20 protein-coding genes and 2 pseudogenes are annotated in these 22,102 nt (G+C 69.3%); 15 read left to right on the top strand and 7 right to left on the bottom strand.

Features of this window, described 5'->3' with window-relative positions:
• Positions 1 to 3 precede the first annotated feature (3 nt).
• The gene (locus A6P39_RS41455; RefSeq protein WP_067045578.1) at positions 4 to 957 is read left to right on the top strand and encodes an SRPBCC family protein; all 954 of its coding nucleotides are present in this window, start codon (positions 4 to 6) and stop codon (positions 955 to 957) included.
• 93 nt (positions 958 to 1,050) lie between these two features.
• Here the strand turns inward: A6P39_RS41455 and A6P39_RS41450 are convergent.
• Positions 1,051 to 1,751 (bottom strand): annotated as a pseudogene (locus A6P39_RS41450) (molybdopterin-dependent oxidoreductase); the annotation flags it as partial.
• Between the two features lie 125 nt (positions 1,752 to 1,876).
• Between A6P39_RS41450 and A6P39_RS41445 the strand changes: the two are divergent.
• Both A6P39_RS41445 and A6P39_RS41440 read left to right on the top strand, forming a co-directional pair.
• Positions 1,877 to 2,464 carry a hypothetical protein gene (locus A6P39_RS41445; RefSeq protein ID WP_067045580.1) on the top strand — a complete coding sequence of 196 codons (588 nt, stop codon included), beginning with the start codon at positions 1,877 to 1,879 and terminating at the stop codon, positions 2,462 to 2,464.
• Between the two features lie 107 nt (positions 2,465 to 2,571).
• Positions 2,572 to 2,745 carry a hypothetical protein gene (locus A6P39_RS41440; protein ID WP_443053038.1) on the top strand — a complete coding sequence of 58 codons (174 nt, stop codon included), beginning with the start codon at positions 2,572 to 2,574 and terminating at the stop codon, positions 2,743 to 2,745.
• A gap of 306 nt (positions 2,746 to 3,051) precedes the next feature.
• On the opposite strand, the gene A6P39_RS41435 is transcribed toward A6P39_RS41440, so the two are convergent.
• Positions 3,052 to 3,561, bottom strand: coding sequence for a hypothetical protein (locus A6P39_RS41435; RefSeq protein WP_067045585.1), 510 nt, complete (start codon positions 3,559 to 3,561; stop codon positions 3,052 to 3,054).
• 242 nt (positions 3,562 to 3,803) lie between these two features.
• Positions 3,804 to 4,361: a hemerythrin domain-containing protein gene (locus A6P39_RS41430; protein ID WP_067045587.1), complete on the bottom strand. Its 558-nt coding sequence runs from the start codon at positions 4,359 to 4,361 to the stop codon at positions 3,804 to 3,806.
• Between the two features lie 275 nt (positions 4,362 to 4,636).
• Here A6P39_RS41430 and A6P39_RS41425 point away from each other — a divergent pair, with 275 nt between their 5' ends.
• Positions 4,637 to 5,308 carry an STAS domain-containing protein gene (locus tag A6P39_RS41425; protein ID WP_331454212.1) on the top strand — a complete coding sequence of 224 codons (672 nt, stop codon included), beginning with the start codon at positions 4,637 to 4,639 and terminating at the stop codon, positions 5,306 to 5,308.
• Here the strand turns inward: A6P39_RS41425 and A6P39_RS41420 are convergent.
• Positions 5,242 to 5,898 (bottom strand): annotated as a pseudogene (locus A6P39_RS41420) (GAF and ANTAR domain-containing protein); the annotation flags it as partial. The gene A6P39_RS41425 and the pseudogene A6P39_RS41420 sit on opposite strands and share 67 nt — an antisense overlap.
• A 330-nt stretch (positions 5,899 to 6,228) precedes the next feature.
• Here A6P39_RS41420 and A6P39_RS41415 point away from each other — a divergent pair.
• The 5 genes from A6P39_RS41415 (at position 6,229) to A6P39_RS41395 (ending at position 10,204) form a co-directional block, all read left to right on the top strand.
• Positions 6,229 to 7,761 (top strand): FAD-dependent oxidoreductase, encoded by a 1,533-nt coding sequence (locus A6P39_RS41415; RefSeq protein ID WP_067045589.1) that lies wholly within the window; start codon positions 6,229 to 6,231, stop codon positions 7,759 to 7,761.
• A gap of 200 nt (positions 7,762 to 7,961) precedes the next feature.
• Positions 7,962 to 8,228 (top strand): hypothetical protein, encoded by a 267-nt coding sequence (locus A6P39_RS41410; RefSeq protein ID WP_067045591.1) that lies wholly within the window; start codon positions 7,962 to 7,964, stop codon positions 8,226 to 8,228.
• Between the two features lie 11 nt (positions 8,229 to 8,239).
• A complete protein-coding gene (locus A6P39_RS41405; protein ID WP_067045593.1) occupies positions 8,240 to 8,920 on the top strand; it encodes a HemK2/MTQ2 family protein methyltransferase in 681 nt (226 codons plus the stop codon).
• Positions 8,904 to 9,164, top strand: a complete 261-nt coding sequence (locus A6P39_RS41400; protein ID WP_079133363.1) for a CDGSH iron-sulfur domain-containing protein — start codon at positions 8,904 to 8,906, stop codon at positions 9,162 to 9,164. Before A6P39_RS41405 ends, A6P39_RS41400 begins: the two co-directional genes overlap by 17 nt.
• A complete protein-coding gene (locus A6P39_RS41395) occupies positions 9,161 to 10,204 on the top strand; it encodes an iron-containing redox enzyme family protein (protein WP_067045595.1) in 1,044 nt (347 codons plus the stop codon). The genes A6P39_RS41400 and A6P39_RS41395 overlap by 4 nt, the downstream gene beginning before the upstream one ends.
• A gap of 376 nt (positions 10,205 to 10,580) precedes the next feature.
• Here the strand turns inward: A6P39_RS41395 and A6P39_RS41390 are convergent, their stop codons facing one another.
• A complete protein-coding gene (locus A6P39_RS41390) occupies positions 10,581 to 11,192 on the bottom strand; it encodes a cysteine hydrolase family protein (RefSeq protein WP_267893312.1) in 612 nt (203 codons plus the stop codon).
• A gap of 22 nt (positions 11,193 to 11,214) precedes the next feature.
• Entirely contained in the window at positions 11,215 to 12,171 is a 957-nt protein-coding gene (locus tag A6P39_RS41385) for an LLM class F420-dependent oxidoreductase (RefSeq protein ID WP_067045597.1), read from the bottom strand.
• A gap of 255 nt (positions 12,172 to 12,426) precedes the next feature.
• Between A6P39_RS41385 and A6P39_RS41380 the strand changes: the two genes are divergently transcribed.
• From A6P39_RS41380 to A6P39_RS41355, 6 genes are all read left to right on the top strand, one after another.
• Positions 12,427 to 12,738, top strand: coding sequence for a hypothetical protein (locus tag A6P39_RS41380; protein WP_067045599.1), 312 nt, complete (start codon positions 12,427 to 12,429; stop codon positions 12,736 to 12,738).
• 468 nt (positions 12,739 to 13,206) lie between these two features.
• Positions 13,207 to 16,281, top strand: coding sequence for an FAD-binding and (Fe-S)-binding domain-containing protein (locus tag A6P39_RS41375; RefSeq protein ID WP_067045601.1), 3,075 nt, complete (start codon positions 13,207 to 13,209; stop codon positions 16,279 to 16,281).
• A 38-nt stretch (positions 16,282 to 16,319) separates the two neighbouring features.
• Complete coding sequence (locus tag A6P39_RS41370; protein ID WP_067045603.1) at positions 16,320 to 18,143, top strand: thiamine pyrophosphate-requiring protein; 1,824 nt, start codon at positions 16,320 to 16,322, stop codon at positions 18,141 to 18,143.
• A complete protein-coding gene (locus A6P39_RS41365) occupies positions 18,140 to 19,249 on the top strand; it encodes an enolase C-terminal domain-like protein (protein WP_067045605.1) in 1,110 nt (369 codons plus the stop codon). Before A6P39_RS41370 ends, A6P39_RS41365 begins: the two co-directional genes overlap by 4 nt.
• An 18-nt stretch (positions 19,250 to 19,267) precedes the next feature.
• Positions 19,268 to 21,031 carry a glycoside hydrolase family 15 protein gene (locus A6P39_RS41360; RefSeq protein WP_067045607.1) on the top strand — a complete coding sequence of 588 codons (1,764 nt, stop codon included), beginning with the start codon at positions 19,268 to 19,270 and terminating at the stop codon, positions 21,029 to 21,031.
• Positions 21,032 to 21,116: 85 nt separating this feature from the next.
• Entirely contained in the window at positions 21,117 to 21,326 is a 210-nt protein-coding gene (locus A6P39_RS41355; protein WP_159396039.1) for a hypothetical protein, read from the top strand.
• 522 nt (positions 21,327 to 21,848) lie between these two features.
• Here the strand turns inward: A6P39_RS41355 and A6P39_RS41350 are convergent.
• The gene (locus A6P39_RS41350; RefSeq protein WP_067045612.1) at positions 21,849 to 22,076 is read right to left on the bottom strand and encodes a DUF5133 domain-containing protein; all 228 of its coding nucleotides are present in this window, start codon (positions 22,074 to 22,076) and stop codon (positions 21,849 to 21,851) included.
• Between the last annotated feature and the right edge of the window lie 26 nt (positions 22,077 to 22,102).

Below are 22,102 nucleotides of genomic sequence, written 5' to 3'. Positions count from 1 at the left end.
GCCATGGCCAGGACGGCACAGAAGACCGGGCGGGACGAACCCTCCGGCCTCGACCGGTTGCGTGACGAACTCGTCGGCTACGCCGGTGCGCAGGTCGAGCATCTCGCGGACCTGGCGGGCGACAAAGTGGAAGGCCTCACCGACCAGTTGCTGGACGTGGCTGAGAACGGCGGCGTGCTCCCCAAAGTCGGCGCCCGCGTACTCCAGGGGGACTCGCCTCTCAAGGCCCTGATCGGCGAGAAGGCGAAAGACATCAAGGACAGCGCGGCCGAGAAGGTTTCGAGCCTGTTCGGCGGCGGCAAGGGTAGAAAGTCCGGTAATCCCAAGGTCACGACCATCATCGAGCACCTGGATGTGGGCGTCCCCGTACGCGTCGCCTACGACCACTGGACCCGGTTCGAGAAGTTCAGCTCCTTCACCAAAGGCGTGCGCAGCGTGTCACAAGGTGACGAAACCAGCAGTGACTGGAAGGTAAAGGTGGGTCCGTCCACCCGTTCCTGGAAGGCCACCATCCAAGAACAGATCCCGGACGAGCGCATCATGTGGACTTCGGACGGCGCCAAAGGCAGCACCCGAGGCTGCGTCAGCTTCCACGAAATCACGCCCACGCTCACGCACATCGTGCTCGTCGTCGAGTACTACCCTTCGGGCTTCTTCGAGAAAACCGGCAACCTCTGGCGCGCCCAGGGCCGCCGACTCCGGCTCGACGCCAAACACTTCCAGCGCTACGTCACTCTCTCGGACGAGGACGCCGACGGCTGGCGCGGCGAGATCCGCCAGGGCGAGGTGGTGCGCACTCACGAAGAGGCACTGGAAGAGGAAGAAGCCGAGTACGAGGACGAAGAACCCGAAGAAGGGGAAGAGGCGCCGGAGGACGAAGAACCCGAAGAAGGGGAAGAGGCTCCGGAGGACGAATACTCCGAGGACGAAACAGAAGACGAATACGAAGACGAGTGATCTCCGTGGGGCTGTTGTCCGCGTAACGGGGTGACGCCAGCAGGCGTCCGCAGTTTCAGTCAGCCGAGCGTTCCGATGCCTAACGCCCGGCTCAATGTGCATGACCCGCCACGGGCGGTTCTCGGCGATGTTGTGCCCGAACAGGGCGATCACGTCCGCATGGTCGATGTCGTCGTAGCTGCCCGGCTGCCCGTCGCAGCCGAAGGATTCCTTCAGCGCCTCGGCGGCGGTGGACGTGCACAGGCGGGCGTTGCCGTCCAGATGGTTGGTGCCGACCCCGGCCCGAGCCAGCACGGCGAGTGTGTAGTACTCCTCCAGGTACAACCGCCCGCTGGTGTAGAAGCCGATCGACCCCGGGCGGCGCTGGTCCAGCAGTCCCCGAGACCTTGAGACGATCCGCTCCATCGCAGTGGCCCAGTCGCATTCCACGAGGTGCCCCTCCTCACGGATCAGGGGGCTCGTCAGCCGGCCGGGGGAGGTACCTGTCTGCCACCCGAAGAGGTCCTTGGGTCCGAGCCGGCCATGGTTGACGCGATCGTCGGCTCGTCCGCATACGCCGACCATGCGCCCGTCCATGACCGCGATGTCCATCGCGCCGCCGTCGGAATGGAGGATCGAGGCGGCCGGCTCCACTGCTGTACCTGGCCGTGTTCGACACCCGCCTCGAGATATGTGTCCACATATGTGTCCACGCGCACGGGCCACGTCTCGTTTCGGCCGTACGGCGTACAGCTGCCCCAGGGCCGTGCGATCGGTCGACCTGAGTGTCCATGCCTGCCTCCCACTGGCGGCATCCGACGGCAGTGTCCCCGGTACCCCCCGACCCGCGCGCACAACACCGCCGGAGCGGGCAGCGGGGTCCGGGCGCAGGCGGGGTACCCGGTGACCGTCGAGAGCTGTCGAAGGCAGGAGGGAAACCATGAGAGTGAGGGCACAGGGATCGAGCGGCCCTCCGGGGCGGCAGAAGATCCTGGACGTCTACCTGAACGATCACCTGGCCGGTGCGACAGGCGGTACCGAACTCATCCGACGTATGGCCGTAGAACACCGGGACTCTGCCTACGGCAGCGAGTTGAAAGCCCTCGTTGCAGAGATCTCCCAGGACCGGCGGCAGCTGCTGCGGCTCCTGGCGGATCTCGACGTCGCCGTGAGCCACTACAAGGTCTACGGCGCGTGGCTGGGCGAGAAGATCCGGCGGGTGAAGCCCAATGGCCGGCTCCTGCACCGCTCCGGTCTCACGCTGCTGGTCGAACTCGAAGCCATGCGGCTGGGCGTGCAGGGCAAGGTATTGCTGTGGCGCGCCCTGCTCTCCGCCTCGGCACAGGAGCCACGCCTCGACACCGACTGGCTGGAACGACTGCTGCACAGGGCGGAACAGCAGCTCAAGACGCTGGATTCCCTGCATGCGAGGGCCGCAACAGAGCTGTTGTCCGCCGTCTCACCACGGGTGGCGAAGAGCCCTGCTGGAACAGGCGGCGCGGTCGCTGGAGATCTCGACATGGGCTGAACACCGTTTCCCACACCGCCGAGGGGATACTCGAGGCATCGAGTGCGACGGGCAGACGGAAACGAACCGGGCCCCAACGGGCCGGACATAGAAAGAAGATGACGGCTGTGACCGTGGAAGTCAGGAAGACGAGCGCTGTCCGCCGGCCGGAGACGGGCTGGGCGCGGGCACGGCGCCTGCGCGGACAGGGCATACGCACCTGCGAGCGCGCGATCATCGACAGCGCCACGACGCAGACGCGCGGCGCGGACGACGGGAACGTCGTTCGGGGCCAGGACTGACCCGAGTCAGGCGATCAGGGCGTCACCGTCGCGGAACATGTGCAGGACGGACTGTTCGTGGGGGCCTCGGCGCCAGCCCCCGTAATTGCGGAATCCGCCCGTGGCATCCGCCCGTGGCCTTTCCAGCCGTAGGCCCGGATCGGGGCCGACGCTGATAGAACTCGCCTTCGGGTGCTCGGTAATTGGGCTGCGGGCGGGAATACGGACGGGAGCACGGCGCGCGAGCGGGACACCCTGTATCCGGGAGCAGAGGCGTGAAGTGCGCTTCCATTGATGCTCTCGCCGCGCCGGGAAGAGCAGGGAGGATCAGGGCCGCCCGGCGGTGTCGACCCGGAGGAGTTCCATGAGCTGGGGCCGGTGCAGGGCAGCGATGCCTTCGAGCAGGTCGGGGTGGCGGAGCAGAGCGGCGGCTTCGGTGTCCCTGTCGCCAGGGTCGGTCAGCCTCCTCAGGCCGACGGCGGAGAGGTACTCGGTTGTGCCGAGGACCTGGGAGGCGAGTCTGGCCAGGGCGGGATCGGCCAGGAAGCATGCTGCCCAGCTCACGACGGTTTCGTCGACCCAGGTCCGCCAGCCGGTGTCGCCTGGATGCGGATCGCATCCGGTGAGCCAGTCCAACCGGTGGGGTCCACTCGGTGCGAGCAGGTGCAGCAGCTGCACATCGAGGCTGGTGGGGAAGCGCAGGGCAGCGGCGAGGGTGGTGGCCTGCCGGGCCTGCGCCTCGGCGAGCGCTCGGCTGAGCGCACCCGCGGGGGCGGGGTAGGCAACCAGGAGCCAGCGGGTCGAGGCGGCTATGACAGGTGTCAGATCGTCGGGCACGGCGGTCGGTCCCTTGGGAGCATGCTCGCCTGTGTCCGGCTGATCGGTCCCGCGAGCGGTTTCGCGGAGCCGCGCTGCCCCGCTCGTGACCGCAACAGCGTAGGCAGCCGATTCGGAAGAGGAAATGGCCCACGTCACAGGGGTGCGCCGGTCCGGGCCGTGGCCGGAGGCGGGGCCAGACCGAACGTCTGCCGGTCCGACCCCGGAGGGGGCCCGTTCCGCCCGTGGGCGGCACTGCGAGGTCAGGACCTACCGCGACCGGTGACGAAGTCGCGGGCCCGGTCCACCAGGCCGGCCCCTGGGGCGAGGAGCTTGTTCGCGGGCGGGGTGTCGGGGGCGGAAGGGTGCGGACGGGTCGGAGCCATGGCCTTGGCGCGACGGATCTTGTCCCCGAGTTCGTCGAGCACCTCGGAAGAACACGCCTGCCGCAGCATCGGGAAGAGGTTGTTTTCCTCGTCCTGGATGTGGGCGGTCACCTCGTCCATGAGCTGCAGCAGCAGCGGTCCCATCTGGGGGTCGTCGGCGTCGGTCTTCTCCAACTGCTTGAGGAGCTTCTCGACCCGGCCGTGATCGGCGATCTCCTTGTCCGCGAGCCGGTCACCACCGTCGACGTGCTCCCGTACCGCCGGGTACAGGTGCTCCTCCTCGGCGACCGAGTGGCGCACCAGCTCGATGGTGACCTCGTCCACGAGATCACGCAGTTCCTGCCCCCTGGTCATTGTTTCCATCCGGCCGAAGATCTCCTCGACCTCCCGGTGGTCGGTCACCAGCTCCTCGAGCACATTTCCGCCATGCCCCATTGCCTGTCCACCTCTCGCTGGTCGTGTCAGGGCGGATCGTCCCGCCCATCAGACAGGGGTTCCCTGTCTGGGGAAACCATGCGCCGCCCTGCTTAAGCTCCACTCGGTCGGGCGCCCGCCCGGTCCACAGCGGCGTATGCGGCGGTATGGGTCGGACTGGCCTGTTGAGCCCAGACCGGGATGCCAGGGTGTGACGGCCCCGCTTCGCGCCAAGCGCTTCGGTCGGAGGTTGGAGGCTTTGCAGAGAGCCTCTCGCCTGTGCGCGCCCCCAGACCATACTGGTCGGTACGCGTCACGCTGCCTGGCGCGGCGACGGGTCGTCTGACCACCTCAATCGGGCGGCCGCCGGAGCCGGTCGGGCTGGCCAGTACGAGCGGAACGGGGCGCGGATCGTCGTCGCGCACGGCGCCTACGACGCGAACTCGATTACGCCTCTGGCAGACGCGCTGGAGACCGCGGCCAGCAAGTACTCCAGGGTCGTGGTGGATGCCTGGGGTCTCACCCTCGTGGATTCGACGTTCCTCAATCTGCTGCTGCACATCCATCATGCGACTGAGCTGCGCGCGGCCCGGCCTGCGCCACATATTCGGCGCCTGATGGGGGTGACCGGAGCCGATGCGGTCTTGGGCGTACGGGCGACAGTGGAGGGTGACGAAGCCCCTGCCGTATCCAGCCGGGGTATGACGACCTGCTGTGGAGGAGGTCGATCGAGCCGTAGCGGTCAGCGACGTGGCGCGGTCGGTTTGTCAGGATTCCAGGTGTACGGCCATGGGACGCGGGGACTTGGTGTGTATGCCGGTGAGCGGCGTTCCATGGGGCCGGCCCGGCGAGGCCTCTCTGGTTCAGCCAACGTGCCGGGGAGGCTGCCCCCAGGTCGCCGTAGGACGCCGTGCTCGCAGACCTGGCGGGCGACCTCGCGGAGCTTGATGTTGTTGGCCTGTGAGTAGCGGCGCAGCACGTTGAACGCCTCCTCTTCGGCGAGGTGATGGGCGCCCATGAGGATGCCCATGGCCTCGCCGATGACGTGGCGGGTGGCGACGGCCTGTGCCATCTGGGCGTGGGTGCGGGCGCTCGAGAAGGCGACCGCCGCGTGCGAGGCCAGCAGCCAGCCGGCCAGCTCGCTGGTCTCAGTGAAGGCGCCGGCTTTGCGGGAGTAGAAGCTCAGAGTGCCGAGGTCTTCGTCGTCGGTGAACAGCAGGAAGCCCATCATGCTGCCCACGCCGAGCGCGTGCGCCTGCGGGGCGTAGGCGGGCCACCGCTGGTGCTCGTGGGTGAGGTCGGCGATGCGGAAGACCCGCTCGCCCGCCGAGTTGCGGGCGGCGTCGGAGCAGGGTCCTTCGCCCAGCCGCTGCTGCAGCAGGTCGCTGTCGGTGACCAGCTGGTCGGTGGGGGCGAGCGTTTCCACCTTCGAGTCGTGCAGCACGAGGATGCCGGCCGCATCACAGTCGTCGACCAGTTCGGTGGCCGATGCGGTGATCCGTTCGAGGGTGGTCTTCACTGATTCCTGCGCCAGGAGTTCTCGCGCCATCGACGCCATCTGCTGGGCGAACTGTCCCCAGTCCACTTCGTCCTCCGGTTCGGTTTCCTCCCTGGACGAACCTCATACCCAGCTTTCCACCGGAAGCGCACGGCGGCTTCGCCATCAGCCACGGGCGGGCAGGCCAAGGACTGGGCCTGCTGTGCTCCGCCTTCAATCGACGTTGTGCAGATCCGACAGGGAACGATTCACTCCGCCGTCACGACCGGCTGCCTCGGCCCGGCAGCCGGGGGTCGGCGAATCGGTCCGGCAGGGATTCCCTCGAAGACGGGGTGCTGCGGCTTCTGGCGCAGTCCGCGTGTCGCGTCACCGGGCGGGAACTCGCCGGCCATGAACACTGAGCCAAGCATCGGGGGATCGTACTGGATGGAGACCGCCCCGCCGCCCGCACCCACTCCGCCGCCAGGCGGCGACCTCTCCGTCGACGTCGCAGTCGTCGGGGGCGGCATCGCCGGCCTGAGCACGGCCTGGGAACTGGCACGGCAGGGCCGCGAGGTGGCCGTACTGGAGGCCGACCGTCTCGCCGCCGGAGTGACCGGACGCACCACCGCCAAACTGAGTGCCCTGCACACCCTGGTCTACGACCGTCTCCGCCGCACCCGCGGGGCCGAGGGTGCACGGCTTTACGCCCGCTCGCAGACCGAGGCGATCCGGCATGGCGCCGAGATCGTGGAGGAGCTGGGCATCGACTGCGAGTGGGAGGAGGCGGCGGCCCTCACGTACGCCGAGGACCCTCATGGTCTCGGAAAGTTGCGGGCGGAGGCGGAAGCGGCGCGTGAGGCGGGTCTGGCAGCCGCGTTGGTCACAGACACGGAGCTGCCTTTTCCGGTGGCCGGCGCGGTCCGCGTGACGGGGCAGGCACAGTTCCATCCCCGGAAGTACCTGCTGGCGCTCGCTGACGACCTGCGGCGGCGCGGCGGCGCCGTGTACGAGAACACACGGGTCGTCGGCCTCACCGAGGGCGAGCCGTGCCTTTTGTCGACCGACGCCGGCGTGTCGGTGCGCGCGGAAGACGTGGTGATCGCCACGCACTACCCCGTATTCGACCGGGCCCTGCTCTTCACCCGGCTCTCTCCGCGCCGCGAGCTGGTCGTGGCCGCGACCATCGACGAGGACCGGGCGCCGCGCGACATGTACATCACGCCGGAACAGGCCACCCGGTCCGTCCGCAGCGCACCCTACGGCGAGGGCAAACGTCTACTGATCGTCACCGGCGAGCACTTCAGCCCCGGTACCGCGGATGTCGAAGAACGATTCGGCCGGCTCTCCGCCTGGGCCGACGACCACTTCGAGGGACTCGCGTTCACCCATCGTTGGGCCACCCAGGACAACGACTCCACCGACGCCGTCCCCCTCGTCGGACCGTTCCACCTCGGCAGCAGCCACGCCTACGTGGCCACCGGGTTCGGCGGCTGGGGCCTGAGCGGCGGCATCATGGCAGGCCGCCTGATCAGCGACCTCATGGGCGGTCGCGACGTCGAGTGGGCCGGTCTGTACGATCCGCGCCGCCTGCGCTCCGTGGTCCGCGAGGGGTCGTCCTTCCTGAAACACCAGGCCCACGTCGCCCGGCACTTCGTAGGCGACCGGGTGCCGCGGTTGACGGGCCCCGCTCTCGAAGACACGGACATTGTCCCGGGTGACGGCGCCGTGGTGCGGGTGGCCGGACACTCGTGTGCCGTCCACCGCGACGAGAGCGGCCGTCTCCACGCGGTCTCGGCCAGCTGCACACACCTGGGCTGTGTCGTGGCCTTCAACCGCGCGGAACAGGCGTGGGAATGCCCGTGCCACGGCTCCCGTTTCGCCCCGGACGGACGGATCCTCCAGGGCCCCGCCGTACGCCCGTTGGAGAAACGCGACATCTGAGCGGAACGGCGATTTCACGACTTCGCGGCCCCCGTACCCAGGAATACACATACCCTCTCCTCGCCTCGCCCCGGGAACCGCATGCGGGTCGCGAGGGGATTGCCGGCCACTTGTTACGTCTGCTGCCAGGGGGTACCCGTGAGGCGCCGTTGGCCCGTGCCCGCGCAGCGGGTCGGTCCTCCTCCGACGTCGGAGCAATCGTGAAGGCACTCGTCATCGACTGCACCCTCGAGCAGTCTCCGGAGCCCCCCAGCACGGGGGCCCTGACCTCTGTGGACGCGAAGCCGTGCTACGAGCACGACGTGCAGGTGACGTCAGTGCGTGCCGCCGCCCTCGACATGGGGCTCGACGACCTGGAGGGGCGGCTCAGGCGCGGCTTGGCGCATACCACCGGCCGCACCGTGGTCGGCAATCTCTTCGGCGTCGCGCGGGCCCTGGCCGTCCTCCCATCGCAGGCGAGCCGTTGAGGAAGGCTCCCATGACAGCCGAAGCCCTTCCCGCCGCCCCGCGCCTTCGCTGCTGGGTCCCCCGGGGCGTATACCCCCCTCAGGCCGACACCCGGCTCCTGGAACGGGCGCTGCGTCGTGAGCGGGTCACAGGAGAAACCGACGTACTGGACCTGGGCACCGGAAGCGGTGTGCTCGCGGTGGAGGCGGCCCGGCGCGGCGGCCGGGTCACGGCTGTGGACATCTCCCGGCGGGCGGTCGCCGTCACCTGGCTGAATGCCTTGCTGAACGGAGAGACCCTGCGTGTGCGCCGCGGCGACCTGGCCAAGGCCGTGCCCGGCCTGCGCTTCGACCTGGTGATCGCCAACCCTCCCTACGTGCCCGCTCCGACCGCCACCACGCCCAGGGGTCTCGCCAGGTCCTGGGATGCCGGAGCGAACGGCCGCCTGCTGATCGACCGCATCTGCGACGCCGTGCCGAGCGTCCTGCGGCCGACAGGGACCCTCCTGATCGTTCACTCCGATCTGTGCGGCGTCGATGCCACGCTGACCCGCCTGGAGGAAGCGGGTCTGCGCCCGGAGGTCGTCGACCGGGCCCGACTGCCGTTCGGCCGTGTGCTGCGCTCACGGCTGGCCTGGCTGCGCGAGCAAGGTCTGACGACCGCCGATGGGACGACGGAGGAGCTGGTGGTGATCCGTGGCGAACACACCTGAACGCCCCCGCCGCGTCCGCGTCCAGCGGGACGGCCCCCTGCTCATCGAGGGGCCGGTCGAGGTGGTGGGCGAGCACGGCGAGGTGACGGTCTCGCGGCGGTTCACCGTTGCGATCTGCACCTGCCGTCGCAGCCGGATCTTCCCCTGGTGCGACACCAGCCATCGCCGCCGCGGCGCATGCAAACCGTCCGGACCAGCTGCCCGTCCGGACCCGGAAGCCACACGGGACGGTGGGGACGCATGAGCGGCTCCCGGTGTCAGCTCAGACGCCGGCCGCCGCCACTGCCCGAGCCGCGCGGCCCGCTCTCCGGCGCGGTGACCGCCCTGCTGCACGGAGCGGCCCCCGGAAGTGTGCCGTCTCCCGAATGTTGTGCCGCCTATGGCGATGACCTGCAACTGGCTCTCTACGTCCTCTACGAGCTGCATTACCAGGGATTCCAGGACATCCCTGACAGCCTGGAGTGGGACAGCGGCCTGCTGGCCTGCCGCAGTGCGATCGAGAACCGCTTCCTGGGGTCACTGCGCCGGGATGTGCCGATCGACGATACGGACACGGCCCTGCGGGCGCTGGACGAACTCCAGCTCGAACCGGTCGGCGACGGCGGCAGCGGCGTCTCGTACTTCCTCCGGGACGAAGGCAGCCTCGACCAGGTGCGTGAATACGCGGCTGTCCGCTCGCTGTACCACCTCAAGGAAGCGGATCCGCACGCCTGGGTACTGCCCAGGCTCCACGGGCGGGCCAAAGCGGCCATGGCCGCCGTGGAGTTCGACGAGTTCGGAGGGGGCCGCGCCGACGCGATCCACGCGGAACTGTACGCCGACCTCATGGAGGATCTGCGGCTGGACACGAGGTACGGCTACTACGTCGACGCCGCGCCGGCCGAGGCGCTCGCCACCGTCAACCTGATGTCCCTGCTCGGCCTGCACCGCGCGCTGCGCGCTGCGCTCGTGGGCCACTTCGCCGCCGTCGAGGTGACCTCGTCCCCCGCTTCGCGGCGCCTCGCCGAGGCGATGCGCCGAGTGGGCGCCGGCCCGGCAGCCGTACGGTTCTACACCGAGCACGTGGAGGCCGACGCGGTCCATGAGCAGGTCGTTCGGCACGATGTCATCGGGGGGCTCCTGGAGAGCGAACCACACCTGGACGCCGACGTGGTGTTCGGGATCCGCGCAACCACTCATCTCGAAGCACGGCTGGCGGCCAGGCTGCTCAGGACGTGGCGCCAGGATGCCACGGCGCTACGCGGGACAGAGCCAACAGAACGCAACGTTCCTCCCTCGGCCTAGGTGTGCTGTCCTGGGACGTTGGTGACACGCGGACTGGGTGCTTGAACAGGTGAGGGCCTTCTGGGTTCGGTGTGGATTGCGACATCTGCACCAGCGCTCAGGAGGCCCTCGTGTCCCACCGTAATGCCCCGCTGACGCCGACGGGCAGGCTGCGCACTGCCACGCCGGCGTCGGGGGTTCCGACGCGAGCGCGCACCTTCGCCGCGCGGGCTCCCCCTTCCGCGGGCCATGGCGTGACACGTCGAGTAGGTCCCGGCGGTAGTGGGAGCTGGCGGTGGGAGGTGCTCCGGTTGCCGAGCCGAGGCGGCTCTCAGCTCGGTCTCACCGTGCAGGGCCCCTGGCAGGCTGCCGAGCGGCTCTCCGCAGGCGTGTGTCGTCATGGTCGGCCTTCTGGCTGGTACGGCTCTCTGTTCGGTGCAGGCCGGCGGGTGCAGGGGAAGTGGATTTCCTTCGCGCGGATGATCCGGGCGTCCATGTTGCGTTCCATCATTTCCAGGGCGGCGGCTTCCAGGTGGGGGTGGATGGATGCGACGGCGTCCCTCGGCACGGTGACGTTCAGGTGGCGGATGTGCGCGTCCAAGGCGGAGTACAGCACGCACTGCTCGGTGACCTGACCGGTCAGTACAACCGTGCCCACGCCGAGTTGCCACAGCAGGTACGCCATGGGGGTGTCGTAGAAGATGGAGTGGCGCGTCTTGACGACGAAGAGAGAGTCGTCGTCCGGACGGATCGGTTCGACCAGGTCGGCGTGCGGACGCCTGAGAGCTGTGTCGACGAGTTCGCCGTGGTGGGAGCGCCACAGCCCGAAGTTGTCGTTCGCGTAGATCACCGGCACCTGGGAGACGCGGGCACGGCCGATCAGTTCCGCCAGGACCGGCACGACCCGCTCGGCGGACGGCAGCAGCAACTCGGCGTCCTCGTGGTCGTAGGTGTTGATCATGTCGATCACGACGAGCGCGCTGCCGTCTCTTTCTGTGGAGGTGTGCACAGCGAACCATCGCCTTGTGCGGTCACGCCCGCACTCTGGGCAGGACCTTGGTGCGGTAGAAGTCGAAGAAGCCCTGCTGGTCCTCCCCGATCTGGTTGACGTAGACGGTGTCGAAGCCCGCCTCGACGAATTCCGACAGCGCCTTGGCATGGGTGTCCGGGTCATCGCCGCACGGCACGGACTTGGCGACCTGCTCCTCGGTGACCAGCTGGGACGCCTGTTCGAAGTGGCGTGGCGTGGGCAGCACCTGTGGAAGCTCGCCAGGCAGTTGCTCGTTGGCCCACAACCGGTGGGCGGTGCGGACCGCCTCCGGCTCGTCGGGGCCCCAGCACACCTTCAGCCCGCCGTACACCGGAGCGTTCCCGCCGCCTCCGCGCCGGAACCGCTCGATCACGCCGGAGTCGGGCATCATCGTGATCAGTCCGTCGCCGATGCGCCCGGCGACTTCTGCGGCCTGGGGGCCGAAGGCCGACACGTCGATGGGCACCGGCTCGTCGGGCAGCGTGTACAGACGGGCGTTCTCCACGGTGTAGTGCTTGCCGTGGTGGCTGATCTGTTCTCCGGTGAACAGCCGCCGGATGATCTGGAGTGCCTCCTCCAGCATCTCCAGCCGCACCGGCGCCTCGGGCCACACGGTGCCGAGAATGTGCTCGTTCAGCGCCTCTCCGGTCCCCACCCCCAGACGGAAACGCCCGCGCAGTTGCACCGCACTGGTGGCGGCCGCCTGGGCGATCACGGCGGGATGCGTGCGCACCAGCGGACAGGTCACCGCCGTCTCCACGGGCAGTGACACCGCCTGCGACAGCGCACCGATCACCGACCATACGAACGGGCTCTGGCCCTGGCCGTCGTGCCACGGGTGGTAATGATCGGATATCCACAGCGACTCGAAGCCGGCCTGTTCCGCCATTCGCGCCTGCTCGACGAGTTCCGCCGGGCCGTGCTCCTCACATGACAGGAAGTATCCGAAGCCCGTCATCGTGCCTCCTGAACCGCCTCTGTGCCGGGGGACGACTGCCGGGTACCCGGAAGCGACAGGGTTGTGCAGGGTGTCGCTGATCCCGAGCGTCGGAGGCGGTCCTCGCGATTTCGTCGGGCTGGGAGACGGATCATGGCCGCTGTGGGGGCGGCTGCCTGGGCCCGCGCGCGGGGTCACGCCGTGGGTGGGACTGTTGGGGCAGCCGGCGTGTGCCCAGGCATGTGCGCATGCGGGGACCAGGGACGGAGCAGGGCCGTGACTCGGGCGATCTGGCTGGGGGTGATCACCTTCGGGCTTGTGAGCGTGCCGGCGGGGCTGTACACGACCACCGAGGACCACCACACAGGTCTAAAACTGACGATCATCGTTGACACCTGGGTCTCCGATCACTACGGAGATCCACATGCCGAAGTCCACTCCCGCCAGTGCGTGCCGAGCATCCCTCGGGCGGAGCTGGACCAGCGGGCAAGCGAACAGGACCTTGCGGGCCGGTCGAAGATGAGCCGTGAGGAGTTCATCGATGCTCTGACCCGAAGCCGGCACCGCCGCAAGGCGAGCGCCGCCTGATCCACCGGTACGGGTGAGCGTTGGGCCGAGCCGCCCGTCGCGACGTGCCGCGGGCTGACGTCACCGTAGTCTCCTCGTTTGCACCCTGCGTACCGGCGCGGCCCTGCGGAGTCCCATTCCGGCCGGCACCGGGACACAGCGTGCGTTGGTCCCGTCTGCCGCCGGTGCGGAACGCCTCACCGGGCTCGGCACGTGGTTCGTGTGGAGGCCGGCAGCCAGGTCTGAAGATCGGAGTGTGAATGCCCACGCGCGGCTGATTCTCGGCGAAGGGTGCATGCGCTGCGCCCGTTTCGGGTATTGCGGGCATCTTGAGGTTTTTATGAGCGGATTGTCACACGGTGTGCTCCGCAAGTACCTGCCCTTGCACCGTGCAAAGGCGGGTACTCGCGGAGGAGACGGCACAGGAGACGCCGGTAGGACCAGTTTTGTCCACGCATGGTCGAGTGCTCAGGGAGGTGGTTTCATCTGATGGCTCGCACCCCTTGGGGCGCCCCCGTGCTGGATGTCGCCGGGCTGGAGGCGGCGCTGCGCGGGGCCGTGGATGGCGAGGTCCGGTTCGACGCGGGTAGCAGAGGCGCGTACGCCACGGACGGTTCGAACTACCGGCAGGTGCCTATCGGTGTCGTGGTGCCGCGCTCGGTGGAGGCGGGAGCGCAAGCCGTGCAGGTATGTGCCCGCTTCGGTGCGCCGGTCGTGTCGCGTGGTGGAGGTACCAGTCTGGCGGGTCAGTCGACGAATACGGCCGTGGTGATCGACTGGACGAAGTACTGCCATGCGCTGGTTTCTGTGGACCCCGAGGCACGGACCTGCGTGGTCGAGCCGGGGATCGTCCTGGACGTGCTCAATCAGCGTCTGTCCGGCCACGGGTTGCAGTTTGGGCCGAAACCCTCTACGCACAGTCACTGCGCCCTGGGCGGCATGATCGGCAACAACTCGTGTGGTGCCTCGGCCCAGGCTTACGGCAAGACCGTCGACAACGTTCGCCGTCTTGAGGTGCTCACCTACGACGGCGCCCGGATGTGGGTCGGGCAGACGTCCCAGGCCGAACGGGCTCGGATCGCAGCCGAAGGCGGCCGCCGGGCCGAGATCTACGACGGTCTGGACCGCATCATCACCGAGTATCTGGCCGACATCCGCCGCGGCTACCCGAAGATCCCGCGCCGTGTCTCCGGGTACAACCTCGACTCCTTGCTCCCGGAGAACGGCTTCGACGTGGCCAGGGCGCTCGTCGGCAGCGAGGGCACCCTGGTGACCGTGCTGCGCGCCGAACTCGACCTCGTGCCGGTCCCGCCGTACAAGTCGCTGCTGGTGCTCGGCTACGACGACATCTGCGCCGCCGCCGACGACGTGCCGCGCCTGCTGGAGCACTGCTCGCCCAGCCAGCTGGAGGCCCTGGACGGGCGCATGGCGCAGCTGATGCGCGAGGAAGGCGCCTACCTGGACTCGCTGCATGTCCTGCCCGAGGGCGATGGCTGGCTGATGATCCAGTTCGCCGGCGGCAGCCAGCAGGACGTCGACGAGCAGGCCCATGCCCTGCTGCGCGCGGTCGGCCGCAGTGAGAAGGAGTCCACGGTCGCCTTCTCCGACGACCCGGACCGAGAGGAGCAAATGCTCAAGGCCCGGGAGGCCGGCCTCGGCGTCACCGCCCGCCCGCCGGACGACCGCGAGACCTGGGAGGGCTGGGAGGACTCGGCTGTCCCACCAGAGCGGCTGGGCGACTATCTGCGGGATCTGAAGAAGCTGTTCGAGGAGTTCGACTACGACCATCCGTCGCTGTACGGGCACTTCGGGCAGGGCTGCGTGCACACCCGGATCCCCTTCGGGCTGAAGACCGCCGAGGGCGTCGCCGACTTCCGCCGGTTCGTGGAACGCGCCGCCGACCTCGTGGCCTCCTACGGGGGCTCGCTGTCCGGCGAGCACGGCGACGGTCAGTCCCGGGGCGAGCTGCTCACCCGGATGTTCGGCGAGCGGCTGGTGACCGCGTTCGGTGAGCTGAAGGCGCTGTTCGATCCCCACGACCGGATGAACCCGGGCAAGATCGTCCGCCCCAACCCCGTCGACGGGCAGCTGCGCCTGGGCCCCACCTGGCGTCCCGCGGCACCCGAGACGCAGTTCGGCTATCCGGAGGATGAGCACTCCTTCACGCGTGCGGTGATGCGCTGCGTCGGCATCGGCAACTGCCGCAGCCATTCCGGTGGCGTCATGTGCCCCTCCTACCGGGCCACCCTGGAGGAGGAACACTCCACACGCGGCCGGGCCCGGCTGCTGTTCGAGATGCTGGGCGGGCATGCCGACTCCGCGATCACGGACGGGTGGCGCTCGACGGAGGTCCGCGACGCGCTCGATCTGTGCCTGGCCTGCAAGGGCTGCAAGTCGGACTGCCCCACCGGGGTCGACATGGCCACCCTCAAGGTGGAGTTCCTCTCCCACCACTATGAGGGCCGCCTGCGTCCCGCGGCGCACTACTCCATGGGCTGGCTCCCGGTGTGGGCCCGGCTGTCCCGTACCGCACCCTCCCTGGTCAACTCCGCGCTCCACGCGCCCGGCCTGAGCCGTCTGGGCAAGCGGCTCGCCGGCATCGACGAGGCCCGCTCGGCACCCGTGTTCGCCGGGGAGTCCTTCGTACAGTGGTGGCAGGCGCGCGACAGGAAACAGCCGGACCCGGCCGACCCGCGCACGATCGTCTTGTGGCCGGACACCTTCACCACGTACTTCCACCCGTCGATCGCCATCTCGGCCGTGCGCGTCCTCGAGGACGCGGGGTTCCGCGTCGCCGTACCCGACAAGCCCGTATGCTGCGGCCTGACCTGGATCTCCACCGGGCAGCTGGCCGTCGCGAAGAAGGTGCTGCGCCGCACCCTGGGCGTGCTGCGTCCCTACCTGGAGGCTGGCACCCCGGTCATCGGCCTGGAACCGTCGTGCACCGCGGTGTTCCGCACCGACGCGCCCGAGCTGATGCCCGCAGACCAGGACGTCAAGCGGCTCGCCGGGCAGGTCCGCACCTTCGCCGAGCAGCTCGTGCACCACGCGCCCGACGGCTGGCGGCCACCGCAGGTGGCGAGGCAGGTGGTCGTGCAGACCCACTGCCACCAGCACGCGATCATGGGTTTCGACGCCGACCGGGAACTGATGCGCCGCGCCCACCTGGACGCCGACGTCCTGGACGAGGGCTGCTGTGGGCTGGCCGGCAACTTCGGCTTCGAACGCGGCCACCACGAGGTCTCCATGGCCGTCGCCGAACAGGGCGTCCTGCCCGCCGTACGCGGTGCGGCGCCCGACAGCCTGGTCCTCGCCGACGGCTTCAGTTGCCGCACCCAGATCGAACAGGGCGGCACCGGCCGCCGTGCCCTGCACCTTGCAGAGGTCCTGGCCCTCGGCCTGGACAGCAACCTGCCCAGCGAACATCCCGAAAGCCTGGCCCAGCGCCCCCACCAGCCCTCTCGCGCAGCCCGCTGGGCGACCACAGCGGGCGCAGCCACCGCCACCGCGACCGCGCTGGCGAAGGCCGGACGGGCCGCGCTGCGCACGTTGCGCCGACGCTAGACCACCCCTGTACGCAAGCCACGGAAGGGTCACCGAAGATGTCGAAGAAGGTCTCCGATCACGTTCTCGAGCGCCTGCGCGATTGGGGGGTGGAGCACGTCTTCGCCTACCCCGGTGACGGCATCAACGGGCTGCTCGCGGCGTGGGGCCGGGCCGAGAACAACCCCCAGTTCGTCCAGGCACGCCACGAAGAGATGGCCGCCTTCGAAGCCGTCGGCTACGCCAAGTTCTCCGGCAGGGTCGGCGTCTGCGCCGCCACCTCGGGTCCCGGCGCCATCCACCTGCTCAACGGCCTGTACGACGCCAAGCTCGACCACGTTCCGGTCGTCGCGATCGTCGGCCAGACCAACCGCAGCGCCATGGGCGGCTCCTACCAGCAAGAGATCGACCTGCTGAGCCTGTACAAGGACGTCGCTTCCGATTTCTGCGAGATGGTCACCGTCCCCGAACAGCTTCCCAACGTGATCGACCGGGCGATGCGCACCGCCATGGCCCGACGGTCGGTCACGGCCGTGATCATCCCCGCTGACGTTCAGGAACTGGAGTACTCCCCACCCGGGCACGCCTTCAAGATGGTCCCCTCCAGCCTCGGCATGCCCCACTACGCGCCGGTGCCCTCCGACGAGGACCTCACCCGCGCCGCCGAGGTGCTCAACGCGGGCGAGAAGGTCGCGGTCCTCGTCGGACAGGGCGCCCGCGGCGCCCGGCAGGAGGTCATGGCGCTCGCCGACCGCCTCGGCGCCGGCGTGGCCAAGGCGCTACTGGGCAAGGACGCTCTCGACGACGACCTTCCCTATGTCACCGGCGCAATCGGCCTGCTGGGCACCCGGCCCTCCTACGAGCTGATGACCGGCTGCGACACCCTCCTCGTCATCGGCTCCTCCTTCCCCTACACCCAGTTCCTGCCGGAGTTCGGCCAGGCACGGGCCGTACAGATCGACATCGACCCGCACATGGTCGGCCTGCGCTACCCGTTCGAGGTCAACCTCGTCGGTGACGCCCGCGAAACACTGATCCGGCTCCTGCCCCTCATCGACCCGGCCAAGGACACCGGCTGGCGTAAGAAGATCGAGAAGGACACCGCCCGCTGGTGGGAGGTCATGCAGCGCCGCGCGGCGGTCGACGCCGACCCGGTCAACCCCGAGTACGTCGTCCACGCACTGAGCGACCTGCTGCCCGAGAACGTCATCCTGTCCTCGGACTCGGGCTCGGCCGCCAACTGGTACGCCCGGCACCTGAAGCTGCGCGGCGCCATGCGCGGCTCGCTGTCCGGCACGCTGGCCACCATGGGGCCCGGTGTGCCCTACGCCATCGGCGCCAAGTTCGCCCATGGCGACCGCCCGGCCATCGCGCTGGTGGGTGACGGGGCGATGCAGATGAACGGCATGGCCGAGCTGATCACCATCGCCAAGTACTACCGGCAATGGGAAGACCCGCGACTGATCGTGGCCGTACTGAACAACCGCGACCTCAACCAGGTCACCTGGGAGATGCGCGCCATGGAGGGCGCCCCGCAGTTCCTACCCTCCCAGTCCATCCCCGACTTCGCCTACGCCGACTTCGCCCGGCTGGCCGGCCTGGACGGAATGCGGATCGAGAAGCCGACCGACGTCCAGGGCGCCTGGGAGGCGGCACTGGCCGCCGATAAACCCTGCGTACTGGACTTCGTCACCGACCCGGCCGTGCCGCCCGTCCCGCCGCACGCCACTCTCGACCAGATCGAGGCCGCCGCGACGGCCGTCCTCAAGGGCGACAGCGACCGGGCCGCCATGGTCCGCCAGGGCCTCAAGGCGAAGGTGCAGGAGTTCCTGCCCGGTCGCCGCTCCCGCGAAGACCGCCCCGGTACGGATGACGACCGGTGAGCGACACCCCGGTCGTGGAACGGCTGGACACCGCCGTCTTCACCGTTCCCACCGACGCCCCCGAGGCGGACGGCACCCTCAGCTGGGACAGCACCACGCTCGTCCTGGCCACCGTCCGCTGCGGGGACACGACCGGCCTCGGTTACACGTACGCGCCCGCCGCCACGGCCCGGATCGTCGACGACCTGCTCGCCGATGTGGTCACCGGCTCACCGGCGCTCGATGTCCCGCGCGTGAACGAGGCCATGCAGCGTACGGTGCGCAACGCCGGACTGCCCGGCGTCGCCGCCCAGGCGATCGCGGCCGCGGACATCGCCCTGTGGGACCTCAAGGCCCGGCTGCTCGACCTGCCGCTGGTTCGGCTGCTCGGCGCCGCCTGCCAGGACGTGCCCGTCTACGGCAGCGGCGGCTTCACCACCTACGACGACACACAGCAGGAGCGACAACTTCGCAGCTGGGTCGAGGAGGAGGGCATCCCCCGCGTCAAAATCAAGATCGGCGAGTCGTGGGGGCGCCGAGAAGACCGCGACCGCCGACGCGTCGCCAAGGCCCGCGCCGTCATCGGCGACCAGGCCGACCTGTACGTGGACGCCAACGGCGGCTACCACGGCAAGCAGGCCGTACGGATGGCCCAGGCGCTCGCCGACGAGGGGGTGAGCTGGTTCGAGGAGCCCGTCTCCTCCGACCACCTCGCCACCCTCGCCACGATCCGCGACCAGGTCACCCAGGACGTCACGGCCGGCGAGTACGGCTACACGCTGCCCTACTTCGAACACATGCTCTCCGCCGGCGCGGTGGACTGCCTCCAGGCCGACGTCACCCGGTGCGGCGGCGTCACCGTCTGGCTGCGCGCCGCCGCCCTCGCCCAGGGTCGCGGCATCGACATCTCCGGACACTGTGCCCCCCACGCGCACGTCCACGCCGCCGCGGCCGTGCCCAACCTGCGGCACCTGGAGTGGTTCCACGACCACGTTCGCATCGAGCGCATCCTCTTCGACGGCTGCCTCATCCCCGACAGCGGCAACCTCACCCCCGGTGCCGACGGCGCTCCCGGGCTGGGACTGACCCTCAACACCGAGCGCGCACAGCCGTACCGGGTGGGCTGACCGCAGGAGGCAGCACCGATGAGCACCACACCCTTCCCGCCGCACGCGCTGCACGACTACGCGCTGCTGGCCGACGGGGAGCGCGGCGCGCTGATCGGACCCGACGGCGCCCTGAACTGGCTCTGCGCACCCACCTGGCACGACGAGGCAGTATTCGCCTCCCTCATCGGCGGCGAGGGCGTCTACGCCGTGACCCCGTACGGACGCTGGGTGCCCGGCGGCTACTACGAGGAGGGCACGCTGATCTGGCGCAGCCGCTGGGTCACCACCGACGGTGTGGTCGAGTGCCGTGAGGCCCTGGCTTTCCCCGGCGAGGTCGACCGCCTGGTCCTGCTACGGCAGGTGCACGCCGTGGACGGAACCGCCCGCGTCCGGGTGGTACTCGATCCACGCGCCGACTATGGGCGGGCCCCGCTGGCCTCCCCGCATCGCGACGATGACGGCATCTGGTACCTGAGCACCGGCCATCAACGGCTGCGCTGGCAGGGCGCCTCGTCGGCGACCGTACGCGCTGAGGGGCTGACGTGCGACCTGCTGCTGCAGCCCGGGGAGCGGCACGATTTGACCCTGGAGTGCTCCACCTCCCCGCTGCCGCCCGCTGTCCCGAGGGCCGAGCAGGCGTGGGCCGCGACAGAGCGGGCCTGGCATGCGACAGTACCTCGCCTGGAGCACACCATCGCCGCCCGTGATGCCCGGCGCGCCTACGCCCTGCTGCGTGGCCTGACCAGCGGCGGCGGCATGGTCGCAGCGGCCACCACCAGCCTGCCCGAACGCGCCGAGGAAGGCCGCAACTACGACTACCGGTATGTGTGGATCCGCGACCAAAGCTATGCAGGGCAGGCCGCCGCTGCCGCCGGCACTACGGATCTGCTCGACGCAGCCGTTCGCTTCACCAGCGAGCGACTGCTGACCGACGGCCCCCGCCTGGCCCCTGCCTACACCGTGCACGGCACCCCTGTACCCAGGCAGCAGGATCTCGACCTGCCCGGCTATCCCGGAGGATTCGACAGGATCGGCAACCACGTGGGCCGGCAGTTCCAGCTGGACTGCTTCGGCGAAGCCCTGCTGCTCTTCGCCGCCGCACAGCGAGAGGACCGTCTGGATACCGACGCATGGAAAGCCACCGTCATCGCGGTACGGGCCATCGCCGAACGGTGGCAGGAACCCGACGCGGGCATCTGGGAGCTGGACACCCGGCCGTGGACCCACAGCCGGCTCACGTGCGTCGCCGGGCTGCGAGCCCTTGCCGACGCCGCCCCCGGTCACCGGCTCGCCGACACCTGCACATGCCTCGCCGACACGATCCTCGCCGCCACCACGGCCACCAGCGTCCATGCCGACGGCCACTGGCAACGCGCCCCTGACGACCCAAAGGCTGATGCAGCATTGCTACTGCCCGCCGTCCGCGGCGCCCTGCCCGCACATGACCCGCGTACCCGCGCCACCCTTGACGCCTGCCGTGAGCAACTGGCCGAAGACCACTTCATCTACCGCTTCCGCCATGACGAGCGGCCCCTGGCACAGGCCGAGGGTGCCTTCCTGCTGTGCGGGTTCGTCGTGGCGCTGGCCGAACACCTTGAAGGTGACGCCGTCGATGCCCACCGCTGGTTCGAACGCAACCGCGGCGCCTGCGGAGCAGCCGGCCTCTACGCCGAAGAATTCGACATCGCCCAGCGCCAGCTGCGCGGCAACCTCCCCCAAGCTTTCGTACACGCCTTGCTTCTCGAGACAGCCGCCCGCCTCGCCCGCAACCCCGGCCAGGGCAATTCGCACCGCGGTTGAAGGAGCTGACCTATGTCTCAGCCTTAGCCACGGGGTGAAGGTTCGCGGCCAGGGTGATGACGACGCCCAGCGGTACACCACAGTCGTGATACAGCAGCGGTCCGGCAAACCCGGCCGCTGGGGCCACTGGCACGCCGTCGCACGGAGCTTCAACGGCGATGCGCGCGCGAACGTCAAGGCCACACACACTGGCGAACTCCGGTTCCGTTCCGTGCTGTACTCGACCGACGAGCACCACCAGCACACGAAGACGGACCGCACCTCCACTCCGGTGACCGTCCACGTCGTTCGCTAACCCGCACAACAGCACTGCACGCCGATCGACCGCCTTCCCCGGAACGGCACGACCGATCCAGGTAAGGCGGGGCCGCTCATCGACCGTCCACGCCGTCCGCACTCGCCCGATCGCTTCGGCGAGTTCGTGCTTGCGCAACCGAGCCGCAATGAGCTTTGTCGACCTCGGCGATCTGCTCGTTGCGGCTCACCATCCCCTTCGCCAGGGGGCGATCACCTGACCGGTGATCTTCTCCGCGGCAACGGCGGTGCCCCCGCCCGACCGCCTCCAAGACTGGCCTCGAGGGCTTGCGAGGTGGGGTCAAAAGGGGACGCACCAACCGCCGCCCTGAAACGCGGAGTAACGGACGAACATGTTCCGGGCTGCCGTCGTCCACGGCGATGCTCACCAGCCGGGCGTACGACGGCCTCGCGGAGTCGTTGGAAGCGCTCCGGGCCCACCCGCGGCGCATGAGCCAAGGGGGCCGAGGGCGGTGAACGGGACGAGAGTGCCAGCGGCGGGCGGAGCCCCGGCCCCTCTGGTTCAGGTGTTGAGGATGGAGTCGTCCTCCGGGCGGGCGCCGGGAAGCCGGTGTAGGGCGGCGACGAGAGCGGCATCGATGTCGCCGGTGCCTGTGGACACGCACAGTGTGTAAGCCACGTCATTCATGCGCTGACGGCCCAGAGGCCCGCTGTCCTCGGCGTGCAGGATGCGCAACGCCTGGTACTGCTCGATCAGGTTCTGCAGAACCGCAGGATGCGCCAGAAGCATCTGGGCTCTCTCCCCTCTCCGGGAAC

Origin of the sequence: Streptomyces sp. FXJ1.172 (genome assembly GCF_001636945.3) — a bacterium.
Lineage (GTDB): Bacteria > Actinomycetota > Actinomycetes > Streptomycetales > Streptomycetaceae > Streptomyces.
The sequence above is the reverse complement of the archived record's forward strand: the minus strand, read 5'-3'. Positions and strand labels throughout refer to the sequence as shown.

Coding starts and splice junctions, on each gene's coding strand:
- A6P39_RS41455 (WP_067045578.1), top strand. CDS start 4: ATGGCCAGGACGGCACAGAAGACCGGGCGGGACGAACCCTCCGGCCTC.
- A6P39_RS41445 (WP_067045580.1), top strand. CDS start 1,877: ATGAGAGTGAGGGCACAGGGATCGAGCGGCCCTCCGGGGCGGCAGAAG.
- A6P39_RS41430 (WP_067045587.1), bottom strand. CDS start 4,361: ATGGGGCATGGCGGAAATGTGCTCGAGGAGCTGGTGACCGACCACCGG.
- A6P39_RS41415 (WP_067045589.1), top strand. CDS start 6,229: ATGAACACTGAGCCAAGCATCGGGGGATCGTACTGGATGGAGACCGCC.
- A6P39_RS41405 (WP_067045593.1), top strand. CDS start 8,240: ATGACAGCCGAAGCCCTTCCCGCCGCCCCGCGCCTTCGCTGCTGGGTC.
- A6P39_RS41395 (WP_067045595.1), top strand. CDS start 9,161: ATGAGCGGCTCCCGGTGTCAGCTCAGACGCCGGCCGCCGCCACTGCCC.
- A6P39_RS41385 (WP_067045597.1), bottom strand. CDS start 12,171: ATGACGGGCTTCGGATACTTCCTGTCATGTGAGGAGCACGGCCCGGCG.
- A6P39_RS41375 (WP_067045601.1), top strand. CDS start 13,207: ATGGCTCGCACCCCTTGGGGCGCCCCCGTGCTGGATGTCGCCGGGCTG.
- A6P39_RS41370 (WP_067045603.1), top strand. CDS start 16,320: ATGTCGAAGAAGGTCTCCGATCACGTTCTCGAGCGCCTGCGCGATTGG.
- A6P39_RS41360 (WP_067045607.1), top strand. CDS start 19,268: ATGAGCACCACACCCTTCCCGCCGCACGCGCTGCACGACTACGCGCTG.
- A6P39_RS41350 (WP_067045612.1), bottom strand. CDS start 22,076: ATGCTTCTGGCGCATCCTGCGGTTCTGCAGAACCTGATCGAGCAGTAC.